Below are 21,536 nucleotides of genomic sequence, written 5' to 3' on the forward strand. Positions count from 1 at the left end.
GCGCTGCCGGAGGGTCCTCAACCAAGCAATTCCGCATTGCTTAGTGTCGATTGCGCTATCGCGCTAATGCGTTGGTACACAGCGGCGCGCGGCCTCGCGACGTGGACGGGTGCGCCGCCGCCGGCTTCAAACGACGAAAGCAGGTCCCAAACCGGCGAGCAGTGCCTCGCGTATCGGCGCAAGCGACGCGTCGTAACGATCGCGCGGATGGGCCGGCAGGCGCCACTCTTGGGCGATGCACCCGCCCACTGCCGACGCTTGCGTGCGCGCTTCGATGCCCGCGACCCTGCCGGAACTGCCAATCTGGTCATCCGGCGCGGCGGTTGCCATCAACAGGATGCGGTCGGAGAGGTAGAGGGCTTCGTCCAGGTCATGAGTCACCAGGATCGCCGCCGAGCGATGCGCGCGCGCGACCCGCAGGAGCAGCGCCTGCAGTTTGAGGCGCGTCATTGCATCGACTGCACTGAACGGTTCGTCGAGCAGCAGGAAGGGCGGGTTGGCGAACAGGCCGCGCGCGATCGCCACGCGTTGTGCCATGCCGCCAGAGAGTGTGCGCGGCAAGGCATCGCCGATGCCCGGCAGGCCAACCTCGTCGAGCAGCGAGGCGACCCGGGTGGCCGTCGCACCACGCACGCCGCTGGTACGCAGCGGGAATGAGACGTTGTCGGTGACGCGCAGCCACGGCAGCAGCCGAGGTTCCTGAAAGACGACGCCTACGCGCGACGACGGGCCGTCCAGGCGCGTGCCTTCGAGGCGGATGCTGCCGCGATAATCCGCGTCGAGTCCGGCAAGGATGCGGAGCAGCGTGGTCTTGCCGCAACCGCTGGGCCCGACCAGACTGACGATCTCGCCCGCCTGCATCGTGAAACGCAGGCGACCCAGCACGGTCCGGTCGCCGTACCGCTTTTCATCGATGCGTACGTCGAGGAGCGCGGCTTCCGTCATGACGAATGCCTCCGATTGGGCGGCGAGGTGCGTTGCGAACGCCCGCTCGCGGGTGTCTCGTCGCGCCAGGCGAGCAGGCGTTGTTCGAGCCACTTCATCACGCTGTCGCTGATCTTGCCCAGCACGGCCAGCAAGAAGATGGCGCCGAAGACCAGGTCGAGGCGGCCCGTTTCACGCCCGTCGCTGAGCAGGTAGCCCAGGCCGCGCGTGGTGGCGATGAGTTCGGCCGCGACCATGAACATCCACGCCAGGCTGAGCCCCGTGCGCAGGCCGGTCAATACCTGCGGCAAAGCCGCGGGCAGCAGGATGCGCATGAACAGGGCCAACGGCGACAGACGATGCACCCGTCCCAATTCGACGAGCTTGCGGTCGACGCCGCGGATTCCTGCCAGCACGCTCAATTGCACGGGAAAGAACGCGCCGATCGCGGTCAGCGCGATCTTCGGTCCTTCGTCGATGCCCAGCCACAGCAGCAGCACCGGCACCCAGGCCAGCGACGGGACGGCGCGCAACGCCTGGAAAGTCGGATCGAGCAATGCCTCGACCTTGCGGCTGAGCGCCATGGCCCCGCCGAGCACGATGCCGAGCACGGCGCCGATCGCGAAGCCGCCCAGCACGCGGGACGTGCTCGCGCCGACATGGCGCAACAGCCTTGTGGCGCCCAGCTCGGCGAGACTGCCGGCCACCGCCGATGGGGCCGGCAGGAGATTGGGCGGCGCCAGTCCGGAGCGCGCCGCCGCTTCGAGCAGCAGCAACAGCCCCAACGGGAACAGATAGCCGGCCAGGCGCCATTGTGCAATGCGGTTGCGGGGCCACCAGCGAAGCCGCGTGCGAACCTTCGCAGCGCTGCATGCCTCGCAGGCGGATTCACGCGACGTCACCGTGCGAGGCTCCTGCACGCGCGCGCCCATTTCAGCCACCATGGGCGCCGCGTGGCGCGAACTGCGTGTCGATCAAGCCATCGATGATCTTCTTCAGATCGGTGCCGGGCTTCACAAGGCGTTCCTGCAGCAGGATCGGCGCGGCGGCCTGCAGCGCATCGACCTGCTGCCGGCCGGGCCACGGCTGGCTGAAATCGTTACGGCTCAGTTGCAGCTTCGCGACCGGCAGGGAGACCTTCGATTCTTCCGCGATGATGCGGGCCGTCTCGTCCGGGTGCGACGCGATCCACGCCCGCGCCTTCTCGTAGACGGCAAGTACCTTGCGCAGCGTTTCCGGATGGTCCCGGATGAAGTCCTCGCGTACGTCGAGCAGGCCGTAGGTGTTGTAGGCGACATTGCGGTACAGCAGGCGTGCGCCGTCGTCGACTTCGGCGGCGGCCATGTGCGGGTCGAGCCCGGCCCAGGCGTCGACCTGCCCCTGGCGCAGCGCAATGCGGCCGTCCGGATGTTGGAGATTGACAACCGAGACGTCGTCCCGCGCCAGGCCGGCTTCATGCAGCGCGCGCAACGTGAACAGGAACGGGTCGGTGCCTTGCGTGGCGGCAATCTTCTTGCCTTTCAGGTCGGCGACGCTGCGATAGGGCGCATCCTTGCGGACCACCAGGGCGGTCCACTCCGGCCGCGAGAATACATAGACGGCGCGGATCGGATTGCCGTTGGCCTTCGCAAGCACTGCCGCCAGGCCCGCGCTGGAGCCGATATCGATCGCGCCGCTGTTCAGGTATTCAAGCGCACGATTGCTGCCTAGGCTCAGCACCCAGCGGACCTGAGTCTTGTCGGCCGCAACCTCCTGCTCCAGCCAGCCCTGACGTTTGATGACCAGACTTTCGGGCGAATAGTAGGCGTAATCCAGCCGCAGTTCGGTGGCCGGCGCGGCCTGGGAGGCGCCGCTGAACAGCGCGAGGGTGGCCAGTACTGCGCCATGCACGCCCGCGCGGAGCCGTCGAGCCAGGCCGGGTCGCGTCGCCGGTGCGGCCGCGCGCGTGCGCGGCGCCGAGAAGAGGGTCGGCGACACGTCGCGTCGTGACGGCACCGCCGCGCCGTACATGGCGGGTGCCGGGGCAACGAACGAAGTGAAGGCGGGCGCGTGGAGACGAGCAGACATCGGTTTTCCAGGAGATGGACCAGCCAGCAAGTTAGCGCAACGACGGGTGGCGGCTAACCAAGAAATTGTCAGATCCAAAGTCGCGATGCGTGCAAGCCTCGGCAGGCGCGACCGAGGCGTTTTCCGTGCGCGTCAATGACGCCCCTTCCAGGGCAGCAGGCGCCGTTCGAGCCAGCGCATCAGCAGGTCGAAGCTCCATGCGATCAGTCCGATCAGGATGATGCCCATCACGACGACATCGGTGCGCAGGAAGCTCGACGCGTTCAGCACCATCTGACCCAGTCCGGCGGTTGCCGCGACCATTTCGGCTGCGACAAGCGTCGTCCATCCGAAACCGATCGCGATGCGCAGGCCAGTCAGGATTTCGGGCAGGGCGGCGGGCAGCACGACGTGCCGGATCATCTGTGCGGGCGTTGCACCGAGCGAATAGACGGCGCGGATCTGTTCCACGCTCGCCGCCCGGGTGCCGGCGCGAGCGGCCATCGCGATCGGCGCGAAGCAGGCGAGGAAGATCACGACCACCTTGCTGGCCTCGTCGATGCCGAACCAGATCACTACCAGCGGCAGGTAGGCGAGGGGCGGCAACGGACGGTAGAACTCGAGCACTGGATCGAGCAGGCCGCGCGCCAGCCGATTCACGCCCATCAGCAGGCCGACCGGCACGCCCAGCAGCACGGCGGCCGCGAACGCGCCGAACACGCGCGCGGCGCTCCACGCGAAGTGTTCGGACAGTGGCAGGCCACCCTGGATGCGGCCCTGCCACGCATCCACGAATGCCCGCCAGACCGCGGCCGGGGACGGCAGGAACAGCGGCGGGATCCAGCCACCGCGCGTCGTCTGCCACCAGAGCAACGCAAGCGCGACCGTGGCGGCAATGCTCAAGAAAACGGTCGACCCCTGACCGGGCAGGCCGAGCTCGGTGCTGCTCCCGCGCAAGGCCCGGCGTCGCTGGCGTGGTGGCTTCTCGGCACGGCTCGGGTGTGGCGCCGACGCGCCCGGTGCGACGTCGGTATTCCGAGCGGGGCAGTCGCTTGCGCGGCTGTCGTCGTTGGCCTCGGGGTAGGGCGAAGGCGTGGTCATGCTGACAATGGCGTAGTTGCGACGCTGGTTGCGGCGCGGCTGGCGGGATCGGCCGCGACATTGAACTCGCTAGCGCCGTCCCTACCGCCCTCCCGATCGGCCGCGCTGTCGTACCTTGCGGCGGATGCGTGCCGAGTGTCGTGTGCCGGTTTCGACTCGGCGTCGATCTGCGCATCGGCCCCGCGCAGATGCTGCAGCAAGCGCTCGCGCCAGGCGATGAAGTCGGGTGCGGACTTCACGGCGCGCGCGTCGCGCGTGCTCAGGAACCGTTGCGAGAACGGCAGCGCATGGCTTTGCGCGATGCGGCCGGGCGTCGGCAGCATCAACACGATGCGCGTTGCGAGAAACAGGGCTTCCTCGACGTCGTGCGTGATGAAGAACACGGTCTTGCGCGTCCGCGCCCAGAGTTCGAGCACCAGCTCCTGCATCGTTTCACGCGTCAACGCGTCGAGCGCGCCCATCGGTTCGTCCATCAGGAGCACGCGTGGATCGCTGGCAAGCGCGCGTGCGATCCCGACGCGCTGCTGCATGCCACCGGATAGCGTATACACCGGTGCCAGCGCGTGATCGGCAAGACCGACCGCCGCGATGAGGTCGTGTGCCAGGGACAGTCGCTCGCGTCGCGACATGCCTTGCAGCCGGGGTCCAAGCGCCACGTTGTCGCGCACGTTCAGCCAGGGCAGCAGCGCGTGCCGCTGGAACACCACGCCCCGTTCGGCGCCCGGGCCTTGCACGGCTTGACCGTCCAGCAGGATCTGCCCGGCGCTCGGTGTCACAAAGCCCGCAAGGCAGTTCAACAGCGTGGTCTTGCCGCAACCCGACGCGCCGAGCGCGACGACGAATTCGCCGCCGCCAAGGGTCAGATCGACCGACTGCAGCGCATCGCGCGACGCACCGGCGTAGCGGACCGTCAGGCCGCGCACTTGCAGTTCGCTCACCGCGCGGCCTGCTCGACGTAGCGCGGGTCGACGCCGACCGCATAGTCGGGCAACACCGATTGAATGGTGCCCTGTTCCTTCAGAAAGGCCGCGGTGGCGGCCAGCGAGCGAGCCGCTCCCGATTGGGCGCCGCCGCCCAGCCATGCCTTCGAGGCTTGCTCCGCGGGCGTCGGGAATGCGTACAGGGCCAGGCTGGCCGGCACGTCGTCCGGTTTGGCGCCGGATTCCCGTGCCACCGCCTGCACTTGCGGGGAGCTCGGCGTCCAATCCGCACGATGATCGCGGTAATCGGCGTCCGCTGCCGCCAACACCTTGACGAACCCCGCCAGGAACGCGCCATTGTCGCGCGCGAAGGCGCGGTTCACCGCAAAGCCGTCGAAGGTGGCCTTGCCGGTTCTGCGTGCCAGTTCGCCAGACGTCACGAGCACGCGTCCGTCGCGCTTGACCTTGGCCAGCACCGGATCCCAGATGAATGTCGCGTCGATATCGCCCCGGTCCCATGCGGCGGCGACTTCCGGCGGTCGCAGATTGACGATTCGCACCGTCGATGGATCGAGCCCCGCTTCGCGCAGTGCGAGCAAGGCGTGGAAGTGCGAAGTCGAGACGAACGGCAGGCCGATGCGATGGCCCTTCAGGTCGGCCACGCGCGTGACCCCGCTGCCGTTGCGCGCGACCAGCGCCTCGGCGTCGTTGATATTGTCGAGAATCCAGAACAGCGCGATGTCGGCGCCCTGCGAGAGACCGGCGGCAATCGGGCTCGAGCCGGCCTCGCCGAGCTGGATGGCGCCAGAGGCAAGTGCGCGCACGACATCCGCGCCGCTGCCCAGCTTGCGATAGCTGACCTTGTAGCCGGTTGCCTTTTCGACCGCGTGCGTCGCCTGCGCGTAGCGCCATGGCACCACCATGTCCTGGTAGCCGATCACGACTTCGCGTGTCTCGGCATGGGCGGCGACGCAGGTCGCGACACTTGCCACAACCGTTGCCGCCGCGATCAGCGCGTGCCGGGCGGCGCGACGCAAGTGCGCAAGGCCGGTGCGGGGCGACGGGGCGAGCCGTCGTCGTTGAAGCTGCCCGCGCAGCGGCTGGGGCATGTGTTGAAAGAAAGGATGACGAAACGAGAAGTGACGTTGGCTTGCCATGGACGGAATCGAGAAAGGGTTTGAGAGTGCGGCGATGGATGAAAGCCGCCAGAAGGAAAATCCTGCGCAGTGCACTGCACGCGACGCAGCGGACAACGCAGCGGACAACGCAGAGAACGGCGGATCGAGACGCCGCACACGGATCGGTTCACAAACCGACTCGACGTGGTCCGCCTCGCGGCGGCCACACGGCCGTCGCGTGCGGATGCATCGCGACGGCCGTTCCAGCGGCGCGCATTTTGCGTTCAGTTGCGCAGGTAAGGCGGTCGGTCGAAGCCCTGGAAGCGCGTGTCGATCACCTGTCGAAACGCTGGCGAGCGGTAGGCGGCGACGATGTCCTTGGCGAACGGCTTGTTCAGATCGTCGGTGCGAACCGCGACAAGGTTCAGGTAGTGCGACGGAATCTGTTCGAGCTGCAACGCTTCGTCCAGCTTCAGGCCGGCGGCGAGTGCGAAATTGCCGTTGACCAGCGCATAGTCCACATCGTCCAGCGAGCGCGGCAACTGCGCCGCTTCCAGCGGCAGCAGCTTGATGTGATGTGGGTTGGTGCCGATGTCGCGCTCCGACGACTTGACCGGATCGACGCCAGGTTTCAGCGTTACCCAGCCGATCTGCTGCAGCAGGATGATCGCGCGTGCCTGATTCGTCGCGTCATTCGGAAGCGACACGGTCGCGCCATCGCGCACCTCATCGAGCGACTTGTGGCGGCGGCTGTAGAGGCCGATCGGGGCGGTCGGCACCTTGATCAGTTCCGACAGGCGCAGCTTGCGGTCTTCCGCAAAGCGACGCAGGTAGACCTCGTGTTGGAAGACGTTGGCGTCGAGCGCGCCTTCGGCCAGTGCAAGGTTCGGCTGCACGTAGTCGGAAAACTCGACAATGGTTACGCGGTAGCCTTGCTTTTCGAGTGTCGGTTTGATGCCATAGCGCACTTGGTCGGCATAGGGGCCGGCGGTGGCGCCGATGCGCAATTCCCGCTTGCTCGCGTCGGCCGCGGAGGCGGGGCGACTGCCCGCGGCGAGGAAGGTGATGCCGGCCGCTACCGCGAGCGCGGCGAGTGCCGCGCCGGCCAGGCGCAGTCGCGCCCGGCGGCGCTCGGCCAGCCGCGTGTCGCGCGGGGTTGCGCCGGGCTTCGCGCGCGGGGCTGGGCGGGTGGAATCGGCGCTACGTTGGAACAGGCTCATCTGCTTCTCCCCGAAGAATACCGGCTGCGCTTGGCGTGCCGGTTTAGTGTCGAGCGTCCCGCGCGGTCTCTACGGGACGCCTTGATTTGCTGCCTGGGTCGCGATGCGCGGCGCCACGCGCGTGAGGCACTTGGGTGGCGCAAGGGTGGCGCGTGCGCGGCCCGCACGAACCATTCAGTCGTCCGTTGCCAGTCCGAACAGGCGTGCCGCGTTGTCGTGCAGCAGCGCCTCGATCCGGTCGTCCCGGAATCCCAACTGCTGGAAGTCGTCGATGCTCTGGTGGATCGGACGGAAAGGAAACGACGAGCCGAACAGCAACTGCTCGCCGAGAAAGCCGTTGGCCGCGTCGACATACGCCCGGCTTCCGGCCACGAACAGATACATGTCGGGGACCAGATAAACGTTCGGATTGGCAAAGGCCAGTCCCAGCGCCTGCGGCACGTTGGGCCAGAAGCCGTGGTATGCGACGATCGACAGGTGGGGAAACGCGCGTGCGACCTTGGCCACCGGTGACGGATCGTTGAAGCGCGGATCGGGCGTGGTTGGGCCTGTCATCAGGAATACCGGCACCCGCAGGCTGGCGCAGAGTTCATAGACCGGGAAATACACCGGGTCGTCGGGCAGGCGCGGCGGCGCCCCGAAACCGGGTTCGATGTCGATGCCGGCCAGCCCGAGCGTGCGCACCGCGCGTTCGGCTTCGGCAAGCGCCGCGCTCTCGCCCTGCAGCGCCGGGTCGACCGCGCCGATGCCGATCAGTTCGCGATGTGGCGAGACGATGCTGTGGATCGTGTCGTTCGGCAGGTGTTGCGACGGTGTGTGGCGTCCAACCACGACGGCGCGCCGCAGGCCGGCGTCCCGTACGGTCGCGACGAATCCCTCCGGCGTGCGGCTTGCCGCATAGTGCTCGTCGTCGCCGCGCGTGCCCACGCGACGGTTCAGCCAGCGTGCGGTTTCATTGGCAACGCTGCCCGGCGTGGCGCCGAAGAAGTCATGCAGAAAGGCCGGGCGGCAACGCATGTCGATGACCTTCATGCGCGGGTCTCCGTCTGGCCGGCAACCGTTGGGCCGACGACGGGCGCAATGCCTTGCTGTTGTGCGCGGGCGTCGAACGCGCCACCGGTCACCGTGAGGTCGCGCTCGGTGACCGGCGTCTTGCCGAGCAGCGGGAAGACCAACTCGGCGAAGCGGATCGATTCCTCCAGATGCGGGTAGCCGGAGAGCACGAACGTGTCGGCGCCCAGCGCCTGGTACTCGCGCAGCCGCGCGGCGACGGTTTCCGGATCGCCAACCAGCGCGGTGCCCGCGCCGCCGCGTACCAGCCCGACGCCGGCCCACAGGTTCGGGCTGATTTCCAGCTTGTCGCGGCGACCGCCGTGCAGTTGCGCCATGCGCTGTTGGCCCACCGAATCCATCCTCGCGTATTGCGCCTGGGCGCGCGCGATGTCGGCGTCGGTCAGGCGACTGATCAGACGGTCCGCATCCGCCCACGCCTCGGCCTCGGTTTCGCGAACGATCACGTGCAGACGCACGCCAAGACGCACAGTACGGCCGTGTTCGGCGGCGCGTCGCCGCACGTCGGCGAATTTCTCGGCGACGGCGGCGGGCGGCTCGCCCCAGCTGAGATAGGCGTCGATGTGCTTGCCGGCGAGTCCGTGCGCGGCGGGCGACGAACCGCCCATGTAGAGCGGCGGATACGGCCGCTGCACCGGGGGATGAAAGTTGCGCGCCTGGCGCACGTCGACGTAGTCGCCGCGAAAGTCCACGGTCTCGCCGGCGACGATGCGGCGCCATACGGTGAGGAACTCGTCGGCCGCCGCGTAGCGTGCGTCGTGGTCTAGGAATACGCCGTCCGCGCCCAGTTCGGTTGCATCGCCACCCGGCACGACATTCAGCAGCAGACGACCGCCCAGTGCGCGGTCGAGGGTAGCGGCCTGGCGTGCCGCGAGCGTGGGTCCGGTTACCGAGGTACGCAAGGCGACGAGCAGTTTGATGCGGCGTGTCGCGTCGGCCAACGTCGCCGCGGTGATCCAGGCATCCAGGCAGCTGCTGCCGGTCGGCAGCAGCAGGCCATCGTAGCCGAGGTCGTCCGCGGTGGCGGCGACCTGGCGCATGTAGGCCGGCGTCGGCGGGCGGCCGAAATCGGACTTGCCGAGGTAGCGCGTGTCGCCCGAAGTGGGCAAGAACCAGAAAATGTCGGGGCTCATCGGAGATCGTGTTGGAAGGGGGCGTGCCGCTCAGGAATAGAAGGAGGGTTCCGGCGCCGAGCGGTGCAACGCCCATGCGCCCAGTTCCTGCACTTTGTAGTCGACCGGATCGTGAAGGGTCTGCGTGCGCAAGTTGCGCCAGTAGCGATCGAGCCGCAGCGCGCCGCGCGTCGCGCGTGCTCCCGCGACATCGAAGATGCCGGTACAGACATCGAGACCGACGCGGGTGGCCGCGACCTTTGCCGCGGCAATCGCGAGCGCCACCTCGCCGCGCTTGCGCTCGTCGAGCGCATCGCCGACGAACCAGGCTTCGTCGAAGCGCTGCGTCGCCCGCGCGGCCAGCGCGCGCACGCTTTCCAGCCCGAGCCACAGTTCGCCGTAACGCGCGATGACGTGGGGGTCTTCGGCGGCACGAGCGGCCCCGGAACGGAACCAGGGGCGCGTCTCCGTCAGTGTCAGCTCGCGCGCCTCGTCGAAAGCCCCTTCGGCAATGCCGAGGAAAATCTGCACGAAGATCAGCTGCGCCAGCAGCGGGCGCAGACTGGCGTAAGGCGTGCTCAACGGTCCGGGGTCGAGGAGCAACTCGCTCCACTCGACGCGCACGTTGTCGAACGTCACGGTGCCGCTGTCGCTTTGGCGCTGTCCGATTGCGTCCCAGTCGTCACCGATGCGCACACCCTCGCGCTGACTGGGAATCGCCGCGATCAGCAGCTTGCCGTGCTCGCCCTGACGGCCGGACACGACCAGCATCTCGGCGTCGACCGATCCCGAGCAGAAGCGTTTGCTGCCATTGAATCGCCAATACTCGCCCTGATCCTCGGCGCTGGCCCGCGGGTCCAGCGGGTTCAGCGCGTTGCCCCAGAACCAGTTCTCGCGCGCGGTCCGCTCGAACAGCGGTTGCCATTGCGCGGGGCGACCGAACAAGCGCAGCGTCGCGAGCAGCAGATGCTGGAAGCCGTAGACGTGCGCGATGGCGCTGTCGACCCGCGCAAAGCTGCGCACGCTGTCGAGGATTTCGGTCCACGTCGCGCCCAGGCCGCCGAATTCGCGCGGGATCGACAGGGCGAGCAGGCCGCTTTCGCGCAGCAGGTCGCGCTCCGCTTTCGGCGTGCCGCCGACCGCGTCGCGTTCCACCGCAGTGGCGGCGAAGCGCTCGGCAAGCTCCCCGACCGTGTGGGCCAGTTCGCCTTGGATGGCTGGGCTCGATAGTGTCATGCGGACTCCGTGAACGGGGGGCGCGGCTGGCGTCGCGCCGGGTTGAGAGACAGTGGCGCGCGACGCACGGCGTCAACGGCAGCGCAGCGCGCGCACCCAGCGGTCGCCGATGAACTGCACGCCGCACACCAGGACAATCAGGATGGCAATCACGACAAACATCACCAGCGTGTCGAAGCGCTGGTAGCCATAGCGGATGGCGATGTCGCCGAGGCCTCCGGCGCCCACTGCACCGGCCATCGCCGACGCGCCGATCATCGACACCAGGGTGATCGTGAAACCGCCGATCAGGCCGGGCAACGCTTCGGGCAGCAGGACGTGGCGCACGATGTGCCAGCGCCGGCAACCCATCGCCTGCGCGGCCTCGATCAGACCGTGGTCGACTTCGCGCAGGCTGACCTCGGCAATGCGCGCGAAGAACGGGGTGGCGCTCACGGCAAGGGGCACCACCGCCGCCCATACGCCGATCGTCGTGCCGGTCACCAGGCGCGTGAAGGGCAGCAAGGCCACCAACAGCACGATGAAGGGCGTTGCACGGAAGCCGTTGATCAGGGCAGCCAGCACGCGGTTCACGCGCGGCGCCGGGAACAAACCATCGGGCGCACTCAGCAGCAGCCAGATCGCGAGCGGCAGGCCGGCGGTGACGGCGAGGAGTGCCGACGCGCTGACCATCAGCAGCGTGTCCAGGCAGCCTTGCAACAGGCGATCAAGCACGAGCGGCGACATAGCCGAGACTCCTGATTTCGGTGGCCAGCGCGGCGTGGGTCAGCCGCTCGGTGGCCGAACGGGCCGAGTGGGCCGAGTGGGCGTCCAACCCGCCTGGCGGCGTCGCAGTCGGTGGCGTGCTCTGCGTCACTGTGGGGGTGCGTACCGCAATCAGCAGGCGACCCTGGGTATGGCCTTGGATTCGGTCGACACCGCCCTGCAGCAGTTGCACGGGGCCGCCGAGCGCCTCGTGCAGGGCCGCCAGGTCAGGCTCGCGCGTGCCGTCGTAGCGCAGTTCCAGAACTTCGAGCGAGGCAGGGCTCGGCGGCGTGGGCCGCAGGCGCGTGGCGAACTCCTCCGGCAGCGCATGTTCGAGCGGGCGGAGCAAGGCTCGCGTCGCCTCGTGCCGGGGGTGGCCGAACACCCGCCAGACGGGGCCCGTCTCGACCATCTCGCCGCGGTCCAGCACAAGTACGTCGTCGCAGATTTCGCGGATGACGGTCATCTCATGCGTAATCAGCACGATCGTCAGCCCCAGACGGCGATTGATGTCGCGCAGCAATTGCAGGATCGCTTGCGTCGACTCCGGATCGAGCGCCGAAGTGGCCTCGTCGCAAAGCAGGACGTCGGGGCGGCTGACCAAGGCACGCGCGATGCCGACGCGCTGTTTCTGGCCACCCGACAGACGCGACGGATAGACGTCGCGCTTGTCCAGCAGCCCGACCAGCGCAAGGGCCTCGTCGACGCGCCGCGCAATCTCCGGCGCCGGCACGCCAGCCACGCGCAAGGGCAGCGCAACGTTGGCACGCACGGTATGGGAAGCGAGCAGATTGAAATGCTGGAACACCATGCCAATGCGTCGACGCAGCGCGACCAGCCCGCTTTCGTCGAGCGCGCCGATCGGCAGGCCGTCGATCGCGATGCGGCCTGCGCTGGGCATCTCCAGGCGGTTGATCAGGCGCAGCAGGCTCGACTTGCCGGCGCCGCTGCGCCCGATGATGCCGAAGATGCGGCCGGCCGGAATGGTCAGGTCGATGCCGCGTAGCGCGGACACCCTGCCGGTCGGTGCAGCATAGTCCTTGCGGATCTGCGCGAAGGCGATGCTCGCGCCGCGCCTTCGTCCCTCGCCGGCGTCCGCCGCATCGCCGTTCGACGGCTGAGCCTTCGCGACAGGCGTGCCGCCCACCGCGTGATGCGTGCTGTCGTGAAATGCGTCGTCGTGACATGCGCCGTCGTGACATGCGCCGTCGTGACATGCGCCGTCGTAAAACGTGCCGTTTGCAGGCGCATCGGCAATGCCGCTTCGGCCCAGTGTGGGCGGGTCGGCCTGCTGCGTGGGTGCCGCCTGCGGATGACGTTGGGATGCTGCGTCCGCCGTCTGTCCGCCGTCGCCGGCGGCCGGGAGCGGCGCCGCCAGACGACCGGGCAGCGACGCCAGCAGGCTCGGGCGCAGCACGAACCGTGACGACAGCGCGGTGCGGAGCCGGTCCGCCAGGTTGCCGGCTTGTAGCGCGAGGCTTCGTGTCATCACCAGTCCCTCACCGTTTCAGCCAAGGCAAGCTGTACAGCTTGTCGTTGTCCGCCATCGAACGATGGATCTGCGCACGCACCGCCGGCGAGTTCTGGTACAGCGTGATGAATTGACGGATGCGCGGATCGTTTGCGTTGTCGTCGCGGCTGACAAAGCGGATCGCGAAGTAGCTGTCGTCGACGCCCGAATAAAGCAACGCGCGACCCGCCAGCTCGGGCTTGCCGGCCGCGACGTAATGCGCGGGGTAGCCCTGGGCCAGATCGACGTCGTCGAGCACTCGCACGAGTTGCGGCCCCTCGATCTCGACGAACTTGAGATGCTTCGGGTTTGCCGCGATGTCGTCCAACGTGCCGCGCGCGCCGACGCCCGACTTGAGCGTGATCAAGCCGGCGCGCGCGAGCAGCAGCAAGCCTCTACCCTGGTTGACCGGATCGCTGGCGACCGCGACACGCGCGCCGTCTCGCAACTGGTCGAAGCGCTGCACCTTCAGCGAATACAGGCCGATGTTCGGCAGCAGTCCGACGCCGGCCGTGCGCAGCTTGTAGCCGCGCTCCTTGATCGCGTTATCCAGAAAAGCCTGATGCTGGAAGTAATTGAGATCCAGATCGCCGGCGGCCAGTGCCGTGTTCGGCGTGGTCCAGTCGGTGAACTCGACCACCTTCACATCGAGGCCCTGCTTCTTTGCCTCGCCTGCGGCCACCTCGACCGAATCGGCAAGCGAGCCCGGCGTCACACCGATGCGCAGCGGCGCGGCTACCGCGCAGGTCAGGCCGGCAAACGCGAAGAGAGTGGCAGCGAGAAGTCGCGAGACAGTCATGGTCATAGTGAGCGGGAGAAGGCGACGATACACAGCGGTCCCTGGCACGAACGACCGCGGGCGATGGCAGAGCGGGAGGCGGCGGGGTAGGCTGCTTTAGGGCGGTCTGCGATAGGGCGCCGCGCGTCGTTCGGTCGAGCGACATCAGCCGATCGAAGCCCGGCCCCGGTGCGGGCCACGCGACGCAACGCTGCGTGGTCCGCACAGCCGGCCCGGTCGCAGCGGTTTCGAAGCCGCGGCTCGACGCGGCACCGCCGAAGCGGGCGGGGACGGCTGTCGCCCCCGGGCATCGGGCGGAGTCGGACCGCCCCGGCGCGATCGACGTTCCGCGCCGTCATGCCGCGACCTCGATGCGTGACCGATAACGCGCGGCGCCGTGCCGTTCCGGCAGACGGTCACCCTGTCCGAACAGGCGTTGGCGCAGCGTGCCGGGCGCGTAGGCAGTTTTGTAGCGGCCGCGATGCTGCAGCTCCGGGATCACCAGGTCGACGAAATCCTCGTAGCTTTCCGGCACCACGGTGCGGCTCAAATTGAAGCCGTCGATACCCGTTTCGTCGAGCCACGATTCCAACTCGTCGGCCACTTGCGCCGGATCGCCGACGATGGCCGGATAACGGCCGCCGAATCCGAACATCTCGAGCAGGCTGCGGCGCGTCCAGCCGCGTTCGGCGGCGGTGCGCGAAGCCGACTGGATTGCGTTGCCGCCGCTGTAGTCGATCGGTTCGTCGAGATCGTACTGGGCATAGTCGACGCCGGTGCTGGCGGCGAAGTGGGCGAGACCTGCCTCGCGGCTGGCATATTGACGATAGTCGTCGTACTTGGCGCGCGCCTCGGCCGGCGTCGCGCCCGGCACCACGGCGATTCCCACGAACACCTTGACGTCCTCGGGCGCGCGTCCAACGCGCCGCAGCGCTTCGTGCAGGGCCTGCACGGTCTTGCGCGCCGCCGCCTTGTCAGGCGGGGAAATGAACACACATTCCGCGTGCTCGGCAGCAAAGCGCTGTCCGCGTCCGGAACTGCCGGCCTGGAACAACACGGGCGTGCGTTGCGGCGACGGCTCGCTCAGGTGGTAGCCGTCTGCCCGGTAGTAGCGCCCGGTGTGCCGCACGCGATGCACGCGTGCCGGATCGGCGTAGACGCGCGCCGTCTTGTCCCGGCGCACCGCGTCGTCGTCCCAACTGCCCTCCCACAACTTGTAGAGCAACGCCATGTATTCATCGGCGCGCTCGTAGCGTTCGTCATGCGGCAATTGCGTGTCGACGCCCATCGCGCGTGCCGCACTGTCGAGATAGCCGGTGACGATGTTCCAGCCGATCCGACCGTCGCTCAGGTGATCGAGCGTCGAGAAGCGGCGCGCGAGCAGGTAAGGCGCTTCGTAGCTCAAATTGACGGTGACGCCGAAGCCGAGATGGCGCGTCACCGCGGCCATCGCCGGCACCAGCAGGGTCGGATCGTTGACCGGCAACTGGATGGATTCGCGCAGCGTCACGTCGACATCGTTTCGATAGACGTCGTAGACCCCGACGATGTCGGCCAGGAACAGGCCGTCGAACAGGCCACGCTCCAGCGTGCGCGCCAGCTCGGTCCAGTAGCTCAGGTGCCGATAGTCGCCGGAGCGGTCGCGCGGATGCGTCCACAGTCCGTGATTGATGTGGCTCACGCAATTCATGTTGAACGCGTTGAGCAGGATCTCGCGCTTGCGCATCACAATGCTCCGTGGCGCGGCGGCAGCACGTCGTTAAGCACGTAGTTGCCGATCGCATGGTATTTCCACCGCACGGGATCGTGCAGTGTGTGTGTCCGGGCGTTGCGCCAGAAGCGGTCCAGCCGGCGATCGTCGAGCGTGGCGCTGGTGCCCGACAGTTCGAAGAGCCGGCTACCGGCGTCGAGCGAGGCAACCGTGGTCGCGGCGCGAACCTCGGCCACCGCGATCGAGGCTTCCGCCACCGTGCGTGCATCGGGTTCCGCCTGCGCTGCATCGACGAAGCGGGCGGCGCGGCGAAGCAATGCCTCTGCGGCGCGGATCCCGACCGCGATGTCGCCGATGCGTTCGATCGCGAGTGGGTCGTCGCTGGCGCGCTCGACCTTCGCATCGACCCAGGGACGGGCCTCGTCGCGCACGAAGTCGAGCGTCGCGGCGAACGCACCGCGCGCGAGGCCCAGGTCGATCGCCGCGTGCAGCAACTGGGCGAACGGTCCGATCGTCGTCGGACGCTCGAACGAGGCCTGGAATGGCACGATCCACTCGGGGCGAACCTCGACCCGCTCGAAATGCACGGAGCCGCTGCCGGTCACGCGCTGGCCGAAGCCATCCCAGTCGTCGATGATCGAGACACCGTCGGCCCAACGGGGCACGAATGCGAGAAACGTGGTTCCGTCGCCGAGGCTGTCGTCGACGACCAGCGTCGGGATCCAATGGGCGTAGAGCGCCCCGGTGCAGTAGAACTTGATGCCCTCGATGTAACAGCGCTCGCCGTCGCGAAGCAGCCGCGTGCGGCGCTTGAAATCCTTGTGACCGATCTCGGCCAGCGCATTGCCGAAACGCTCGCCGGCCAGCACCCGCTCGTAGAAATACCGTTGCTGCGCTTCGCTGCCGCCGACGCGCAGCACTTCCAGTGCGTAGTAGTGGTTCTGGGGAATCTGACCCAGCGAGCCGTCCGCGGCGGCGATGCGCGCGACCGACTCGGCAAGCGTGCCGCTGTCCAGTCCCGGACCGCCGAACTCGGCGGGGACCGTGATTGCCCAGAGACCGCTGGCGACGTAGGCATCGAGTTCGTGCCACGGCAGCAGGCGGTCGCGATCGCGCGCCGCGGCGTCGCGGGCGAATGCGTCGGCGAGCGCGTCCGCCTTGGCAAGCGCGGCGGCACTGTCGGGAAGCGCCGGCGGGGCGTGCGTCGGCGCCAGGGCGCGCAGCGCTGTGTCGCCGGATGGCGCGGGCGGGCGCTGCACGGCGTCAGGCCCGGACTGGATGGTTCGCACGGGGCACATCGTTCAATTCCAGGAGTGACGCGCCGGCAGCACGTGATTCAGACGGTAGTTGCCGAGCAGATGCGTTTTCCAACGCACCGGATCGTGCAGCGTGTGCGTGCGCGCGTTGCGCCAGTGACGATCGAGATTGAACGGCGCGCGCGTGGCTGCCGAGCCCGCCAGTTCGAAAAGCTTCTCGCTGGCGTCGAGCGCGGCGCGGGTGGTCAGAACCTTGGCTTCGGCGACCGCGACCGATGCCCGGGCGCTGTGCTCGGCGTCGAGCGTGCCGGCCGGCAGCCGGTGCAGCTGATCCAGCGCTTCGGCGGCCTCGATCAGCACCGCGTGTGCCGCGTGGAGGCCGACGGTCAGCCGTCCCACGTCGGCGATGATGTAGGGATCGTCGACCGCACGCGCAACGTTTGAATCCATCCATGGGCGGGCACGCTCGCGCACGAAACGCAGCGTGTCTTCGATGGCGGCCTGCGCGATGCCCTGATCGATGGCCGCCTGCAGCAGCTGGGACGCTGGACCATACAGACCGGGGCGGTCGGCCAGTTGCCAGAGGGGGAGGACGTCGTCCGCATCGACCGGCACGTCGTCGAAATGCACGCTACCGCTTGCGGTGATGCGTTGTCCGATCGCTCGCCAATCGTCGATCACGCGCACGCCCGGTGCCTCGTGGGGCACCCACACCTGCACCGCGCGACCGTCGTCATCGAGCGCGCGCGCCGGGATGCGGTGCGCGAACAAGGCGCCGGTCGAATAGAAGCGACGTCCGCTCAGGCGCAGACCCGACGGCGTGCGACGCAGTCGCGTGGTGCCGTGCAGGATCGTACTGGCCTGAGGCGACTTGCGCTCCGGCCCCGCGTTACCGAGACGCACCCCGGCCAGCACTTCACCGAACAGGCGCCGTTGCTGAGCGGCCGAACCGGCCTCGCGTAGGACCCGTAGGACACCATAGTGATTCTGCGGGATCTGGCCCAGCGCGGCGTCTGCGGCGCACAGGATCACGAAGGTCTCGACCAGCGTCACGAACGACACGTCGGCACCGCCGTGTTCACGCGGTACCGTTATCGCACCCAAGCCGCTTTCAGACCAAAGCGCCAGTTCGTCCCAAGGCAGGCGACGCGAGCGGTCCCGCTCAGCAGCGTCGCGGGAAAAACGTTCGGCTAGACGATGCGCGGCATCGATCGCTTCCTGATCGCCGCGCAGCCGTGCGACGCGTGACGGGTCGATCGGCTCGGGTCGTCGTGTCGATGTGTCTGACCCAGTGGTTGCATTTTCTGTGACGCTCATCGGATGTCCTGGCTGCCTTCGCCGTCCGCGAGCGACCCCGGGGGATTAGGGAAAACCCGCTTGTCACTCGGCTTGCAGACAAGGCGGTGCACGCAGTGGGCCGCCCATGTGACTGGCGGCCCGCGCGTTCCCATGAATCGTGTTCGGCATGCTGCGCGAATGTCCAAGTGGACGGCAGGGCTTATTTGACCAGCAGAGTGGCGCGGCGCTAACCATCAAATTCGAACTTGCATTTTCGTTTTGCTTCGGACGATGCCGGTTCGATGGCGCGTTGCAGACCGCTGAACGCGATCATCATGGCGGTCGGTGCGGCGCCTCGCGTGCGAGCAGGTTCGATGTCCGAGCCGGCGTCATGCGCGGACCGTCGAACTAATCGGGCCTGAGGTGCCGGCGCAAGGACGCGCAGCGTGACGAGGCGCAGCGGGAGGGCAGAAAAGAGGGCAGCGCCGCGGTTCCCGCCCTCCGGACGGCAGCGCACGAGCCAGCGGTGGCAGCCTTGACGGAGCGCAATGGGGCGCAATGGGGCGCAATGGGGCGCAATGGCGCGCGAGCGGGCGTCGCGCGGTGGACGACGTCCGGGGTGGCCTGGCTGCCTAGCACCCGTGGCTACGCGGCGCGCCACGCCAACCGCCAGCACCGTCGCTGCGGCGGCCAGGACGGCACCGCGCTGTTGGCCTCAGGCGCAGGCGGCGGCCACGGCGAAGCTGTCCTCGAACAGCCGGAAGCGCGTGATAAGCCCATTCTTGACGACGAAGTCAAAGGCGAATTCGGATTCGATCAGCTTGCCGGTACGCCGGACACGCGACGCGAGTTCGCCGAGCGCCAGCACCCGTTCGCCCTGCGCGACGAACGTCGTAATCTCGAAACGTTCGGAAATCAGCTGCTCGCGAATCTGCGCGTAGAACTGCGCCGCGCCAGCGCGACCCGCCTTGCGTCCGATCCACGGTACCGTTTCGAGATCGCCCGCGACGAACCAATCGACGTCTTCGCTCACCAGTTCGGCGATCTCGCTCACGTCCTGGGCAGTGCCGGCCCGGCGAAAAAAGCGTTGGACAACGGCGAGGGGATCGGCGGCTTGCATGGCTGTCTCGTTACGTGACGGTTGAACAAAAGTGCGAGCGTCTCGCTTGCGGCGAGCTACGGCGAGCGCGGTCAGGCTGGCAGGCCGTCGCGGCCTAGATGGCTGACGATCAACGCAGTCGCGCGCGGCAGACAGCCCTTGAAGAAATGATCGGTGCCCGGAAACACGGTCACTGGATGCTGCCGCGCGCTTCCCCATGCCAGCAACTGCGGCAAGGGCGCCATCGCATCGTCTTGACCGTGCAGCAGGAGCGTTCGGTCCGGCAACGGCAATGCCTCGTATGCGCGGCCGCCCGGCACGCGTCCCACTGGCAGGCCGAGCAGCGCGATGGCGTGTACCGGTGCGCGTGATTCCAGCAGGCAGGCTGCCCTCGCATAGACATGCGCCCCAAATGAAAAGCCGACCAGCGCGAGCGGCAGACCGGGGTAGAGGTGCCGCAAATGGTCTGCGACGACGACCGCGTCGTCTGCCTCGCCGACGCCGTCGCTATAGCTCCCCTCCGACCCATCGACGCCGCGGAAGCTGGGCCGCACCGCGATCCAGCCTGCCGCGCGCAGTCCACGCGCAATGCTGTGCGGCACGATGTGACGCGGGTTGCCGCCGAGCAGTGGTTGCGGGTGGCTGACCATCGCAATGCCGTGTGGCGTCGCCTCGGGCAGGTCGACCAACAGCTGGATGGTCCCGGCAGGGCCGGCAATCGAGGTCTGCATGTGTGAAGCGGATTCGACTCGGGGCACGTGATTCGGAAGGATAACGCGAAGTGGCCACGCCGCGCGCGCCGGATGGTCCGGATGCAGGAAGGCCGACGAAGGCGACCTCGGCGGCAATCCATCACTCGACACGGCGCGCCACTTCATGGGCCCATCAGTGGAAAATCCGTCATCGTCGTCTAACAAGCGCAGTTGCTCGGCTTCCGTTCGTCCATTCTGCCGCCACGCAATTATTTTTGAGCAATTGACAGTCAGTGATACATCAGACTAGCATCACAGCCTTAGCTCGATTTCGGGATTGGTTAGATGCTTCAGCGCGCACCGGTGGCGCCTCTCAATACTGCGGCGGCGCGCGCCAGTGGCGCTGCGCTGCGCGAGCACGCCTACGATGAAATCAAGCGCCGCATCATCAGCTGCGAATTTCGCCCGGGCGCGCCGATCAACGAGGCGCAGGTCGCATCGATGTTGGGCCTCGGGCGCACACCGGTGCACCACGCATTGCATCGCCTGGAAGTCGAAGGCATGGTGTCGATCATGCCGCGCAAAGGCGTACTGGTCGCGCCGCTGTCGCTGAACGATGTGCTCGACATGATCGAGGTGCGTGCGACCAATGAGGTGCTGTGCGTGACGCTCGCGGCCGAGCGGGCGCACGACGCCGACCTGCGTGCGATGCGCGATATCGTCGAAGCCAGCCCCGCCATGATCGAGCGGCGCGACATCGGTGCGCTGATGGCGCTCGATCTGAAATTCCACGTGGCGGTTTCCGCTGCCTCGCGCAATCGCGTGCTGGCGGATCTCCTGCGCAATCTGCATGAAAAGCAGGCCCGTTTCTGGTTCCTGTCCCTGTCGGATCCGGAGCATCTGAACAATGTCTATCGCGAGCACCTGACCTTGCTCGACGCGCTCGAACGGCGCGACGTGCCGGCCGCGCGCGAAGCAATACGGCAGCACATCGCCGAATTCCGCAAGAACATCATCCGCAGCATCTGAACCCACCATGCCTACCCTCACTTTCCACGTCGCCGACGGCGCTACCCTGAACTTCTCGCCGAAGGCCCTGGTCATCGCCGGTTGGGCCGGCCGCGACGCGGCCAGCGTCGAACACCACATCCGCGAACTCGAAGCGATCGGCGTGAAGCGGCCGTCGACGGTGCCGTGTTTCTACCCGCTGGCGCCGGCACTGCTGAGCACCGACGCGACGCTGAGCGTGCCGCGCAGCGACTCGTCCGGCGAGGTGGAGTGCGTACTGCTGGCGACTGAACAGGGCCTGATGGTCGGCATCGGCTCCGACCATACCGACCGCCGCGTCGAGGCCTACGACGTGACCGTCTCGAAGCAGATGTGCGGCAAGCCGGTGAGCGACACCGTCTGGCGTTTCGACGAAGTGGCCGATCACTGGGACAGTCTGGAAATGCGCTGCTGGCGGGTTCGGGGCGGCGACCGCGCGCTGTATCAATCGGGCAGCACCGCATCGCTTCGCGACCCGCGCGAGTTGATCGAGCGCTTCACGGGCGCTTCGACATTGCCCGTCGGCACCGTCATGTACTGCGGCACGCAGGCCGTGATCGGTGAACTGGGCCATGGCGACGCGTTCGAGGTCGAATTGCACGATCCGGTGCGCTCGCGCACGCTGAAGCACGTCTATAGCGTCGAAGCGCTGCCTGTCAGTGAGTGAGCGCGC

19 protein-coding genes and 1 pseudogene are annotated in these 21,536 nt (G+C 67.7%); 2 read left to right on the forward strand and 18 right to left on the reverse strand.

Features of this window, described 5'->3' with window-relative positions; genetic code table 11:
- Positions 1-126: 126 nt before the first annotated feature.
- The 18 genes and pseudogenes from BLU54_RS12150 to BLU54_RS12235 all read right to left on the reverse strand — a co-directional run bounded on the left by BLU54_RS12150 (position 127) and on the right by BLU54_RS12235 (position 19,855).
- Complete coding sequence (locus BLU54_RS12150; protein WP_091908450.1) at positions 127-945, reverse strand: ABC transporter ATP-binding protein; 819 nt, start codon at positions 943-945, stop codon at positions 127-129.
- Positions 942-1,868: an ABC transporter permease gene (locus tag BLU54_RS12155; protein WP_235837923.1), complete on the reverse strand. Its 927-nt coding sequence runs from the start codon at positions 1,866-1,868 to the stop codon at positions 942-944. Before BLU54_RS12155 ends, BLU54_RS12150 begins: the two co-directional genes overlap by 4 nt.
- Positions 1,858-2,991, reverse strand: coding sequence for an aliphatic sulfonate ABC transporter substrate-binding protein (locus BLU54_RS12160; protein WP_235837924.1), 1,134 nt, complete (start codon positions 2,989-2,991; stop codon positions 1,858-1,860). The genes BLU54_RS12155 and BLU54_RS12160 overlap by 11 nt, the downstream gene beginning before the upstream one ends.
- Before the next feature lie 132 nt (positions 2,992-3,123).
- Positions 3,124-4,071 (reverse strand): ABC transporter permease, encoded by a 948-nt coding sequence (locus BLU54_RS12165; RefSeq protein ID WP_091908454.1) that lies wholly within the window; start codon positions 4,069-4,071, stop codon positions 3,124-3,126.
- A 179-nt stretch (positions 4,072-4,250) separates the two neighbouring features.
- Positions 4,251-5,009 (reverse strand): annotated as a pseudogene (locus BLU54_RS12170) (taurine ABC transporter ATP-binding protein); the annotation flags it as partial.
- Entirely contained in the window at positions 5,006-6,148 is a 1,143-nt protein-coding gene (gene tauA / locus BLU54_RS12175; protein WP_235837925.1) for a taurine ABC transporter substrate-binding protein, read from the reverse strand. The gene tauA and the pseudogene BLU54_RS12170, both read right to left, overlap by 4 nt.
- Before the next feature lie 245 nt (positions 6,149-6,393).
- Positions 6,394-7,329 (reverse strand): MetQ/NlpA family ABC transporter substrate-binding protein, encoded by a 936-nt coding sequence (locus BLU54_RS12180; RefSeq protein WP_091908460.1) that lies wholly within the window; start codon positions 7,327-7,329, stop codon positions 6,394-6,396.
- Positions 7,330-7,503: 174 nt separating this feature from the next.
- A complete protein-coding gene (locus tag BLU54_RS12185; protein WP_091908462.1) occupies positions 7,504-8,361 on the reverse strand; it encodes an amidohydrolase family protein in 858 nt (285 codons plus the stop codon).
- Entirely contained in the window at positions 8,358-9,533 is a 1,176-nt protein-coding gene (gene ssuD, locus BLU54_RS12190; RefSeq protein ID WP_091908464.1) for an FMNH2-dependent alkanesulfonate monooxygenase, read from the reverse strand. Before ssuD ends, BLU54_RS12185 begins: the two co-directional genes overlap by 4 nt.
- Before the next feature lie 30 nt (positions 9,534-9,563).
- Complete coding sequence (locus BLU54_RS12195) at positions 9,564-10,748, reverse strand: acyl-CoA dehydrogenase family protein (RefSeq protein WP_091908466.1); 1,185 nt, start codon at positions 10,746-10,748, stop codon at positions 9,564-9,566.
- A 72-nt stretch (positions 10,749-10,820) separates the two neighbouring features.
- Positions 10,821-11,474 carry a methionine ABC transporter permease gene (locus BLU54_RS12200; protein WP_091908468.1) on the reverse strand — a complete coding sequence of 218 codons (654 nt, stop codon included), beginning with the start codon at positions 11,472-11,474 and terminating at the stop codon, positions 10,821-10,823.
- A complete protein-coding gene (locus tag BLU54_RS12205) occupies positions 11,455-12,639 on the reverse strand; it encodes a methionine ABC transporter ATP-binding protein (protein ID WP_235837934.1) in 1,185 nt (394 codons plus the stop codon). The genes BLU54_RS12200 and BLU54_RS12205 overlap by 20 nt, the downstream gene beginning before the upstream one ends.
- A gap of 352 nt (positions 12,640-12,991) precedes the next feature.
- Positions 12,992-13,801, reverse strand: a complete 810-nt coding sequence (locus tag BLU54_RS12210; protein WP_091908593.1) for a MetQ/NlpA family ABC transporter substrate-binding protein — start codon at positions 13,799-13,801, stop codon at positions 12,992-12,994.
- Positions 13,802-14,135: 334 nt separating this feature from the next.
- Complete coding sequence (locus BLU54_RS12215; RefSeq protein ID WP_091908472.1) at positions 14,136-15,506, reverse strand: LLM class flavin-dependent oxidoreductase; 1,371 nt, start codon at positions 15,504-15,506, stop codon at positions 14,136-14,138.
- Positions 15,506-16,789: an SfnB family sulfur acquisition oxidoreductase gene (locus BLU54_RS12220; protein ID WP_091908474.1), complete on the reverse strand. Its 1,284-nt coding sequence runs from the start codon at positions 16,787-16,789 to the stop codon at positions 15,506-15,508. Before BLU54_RS12220 ends, BLU54_RS12215 begins: the two co-directional genes overlap by 1 nt.
- Before the next feature lie 3 nt (positions 16,790-16,792).
- Positions 16,793-18,064, reverse strand: coding sequence for an SfnB family sulfur acquisition oxidoreductase (locus tag BLU54_RS12225; protein ID WP_091908476.1), 1,272 nt, complete (start codon positions 18,062-18,064; stop codon positions 16,793-16,795).
- 676 nt (positions 18,065-18,740) lie between these two features.
- Positions 18,741-19,145: a nuclear transport factor 2 family protein gene (locus BLU54_RS12230; RefSeq protein WP_091908478.1), complete on the reverse strand. Its 405-nt coding sequence runs from the start codon at positions 19,143-19,145 to the stop codon at positions 18,741-18,743.
- 71 nt (positions 19,146-19,216) lie between these two features.
- Positions 19,217-19,855 (reverse strand): alpha/beta hydrolase, encoded by a 639-nt coding sequence (locus tag BLU54_RS12235; RefSeq protein WP_091908480.1) that lies wholly within the window; start codon positions 19,853-19,855, stop codon positions 19,217-19,219.
- A gap of 306 nt (positions 19,856-20,161) precedes the next feature.
- Between BLU54_RS12235 and BLU54_RS12240 the strand changes: the two genes are divergently transcribed.
- A complete protein-coding gene (locus BLU54_RS12240; RefSeq protein ID WP_091908482.1) occupies positions 20,162-20,845 on the forward strand; it encodes a GntR family transcriptional regulator in 684 nt (227 codons plus the stop codon).
- 7 nt (positions 20,846-20,852) lie between these two features.
- Complete coding sequence (locus BLU54_RS12245; protein ID WP_091908484.1) at positions 20,853-21,530, forward strand: DUF2848 domain-containing protein; 678 nt, start codon at positions 20,853-20,855, stop codon at positions 21,528-21,530.
- Positions 21,531-21,536 lie beyond the last annotated feature (6 nt).

The organism is Chitinasiproducens palmae (assembly GCF_900095735.1).
Classification (GTDB): Bacteria; Pseudomonadota; Gammaproteobacteria; order Burkholderiales; family Burkholderiaceae; genus Chitinasiproducens; species Chitinasiproducens palmae.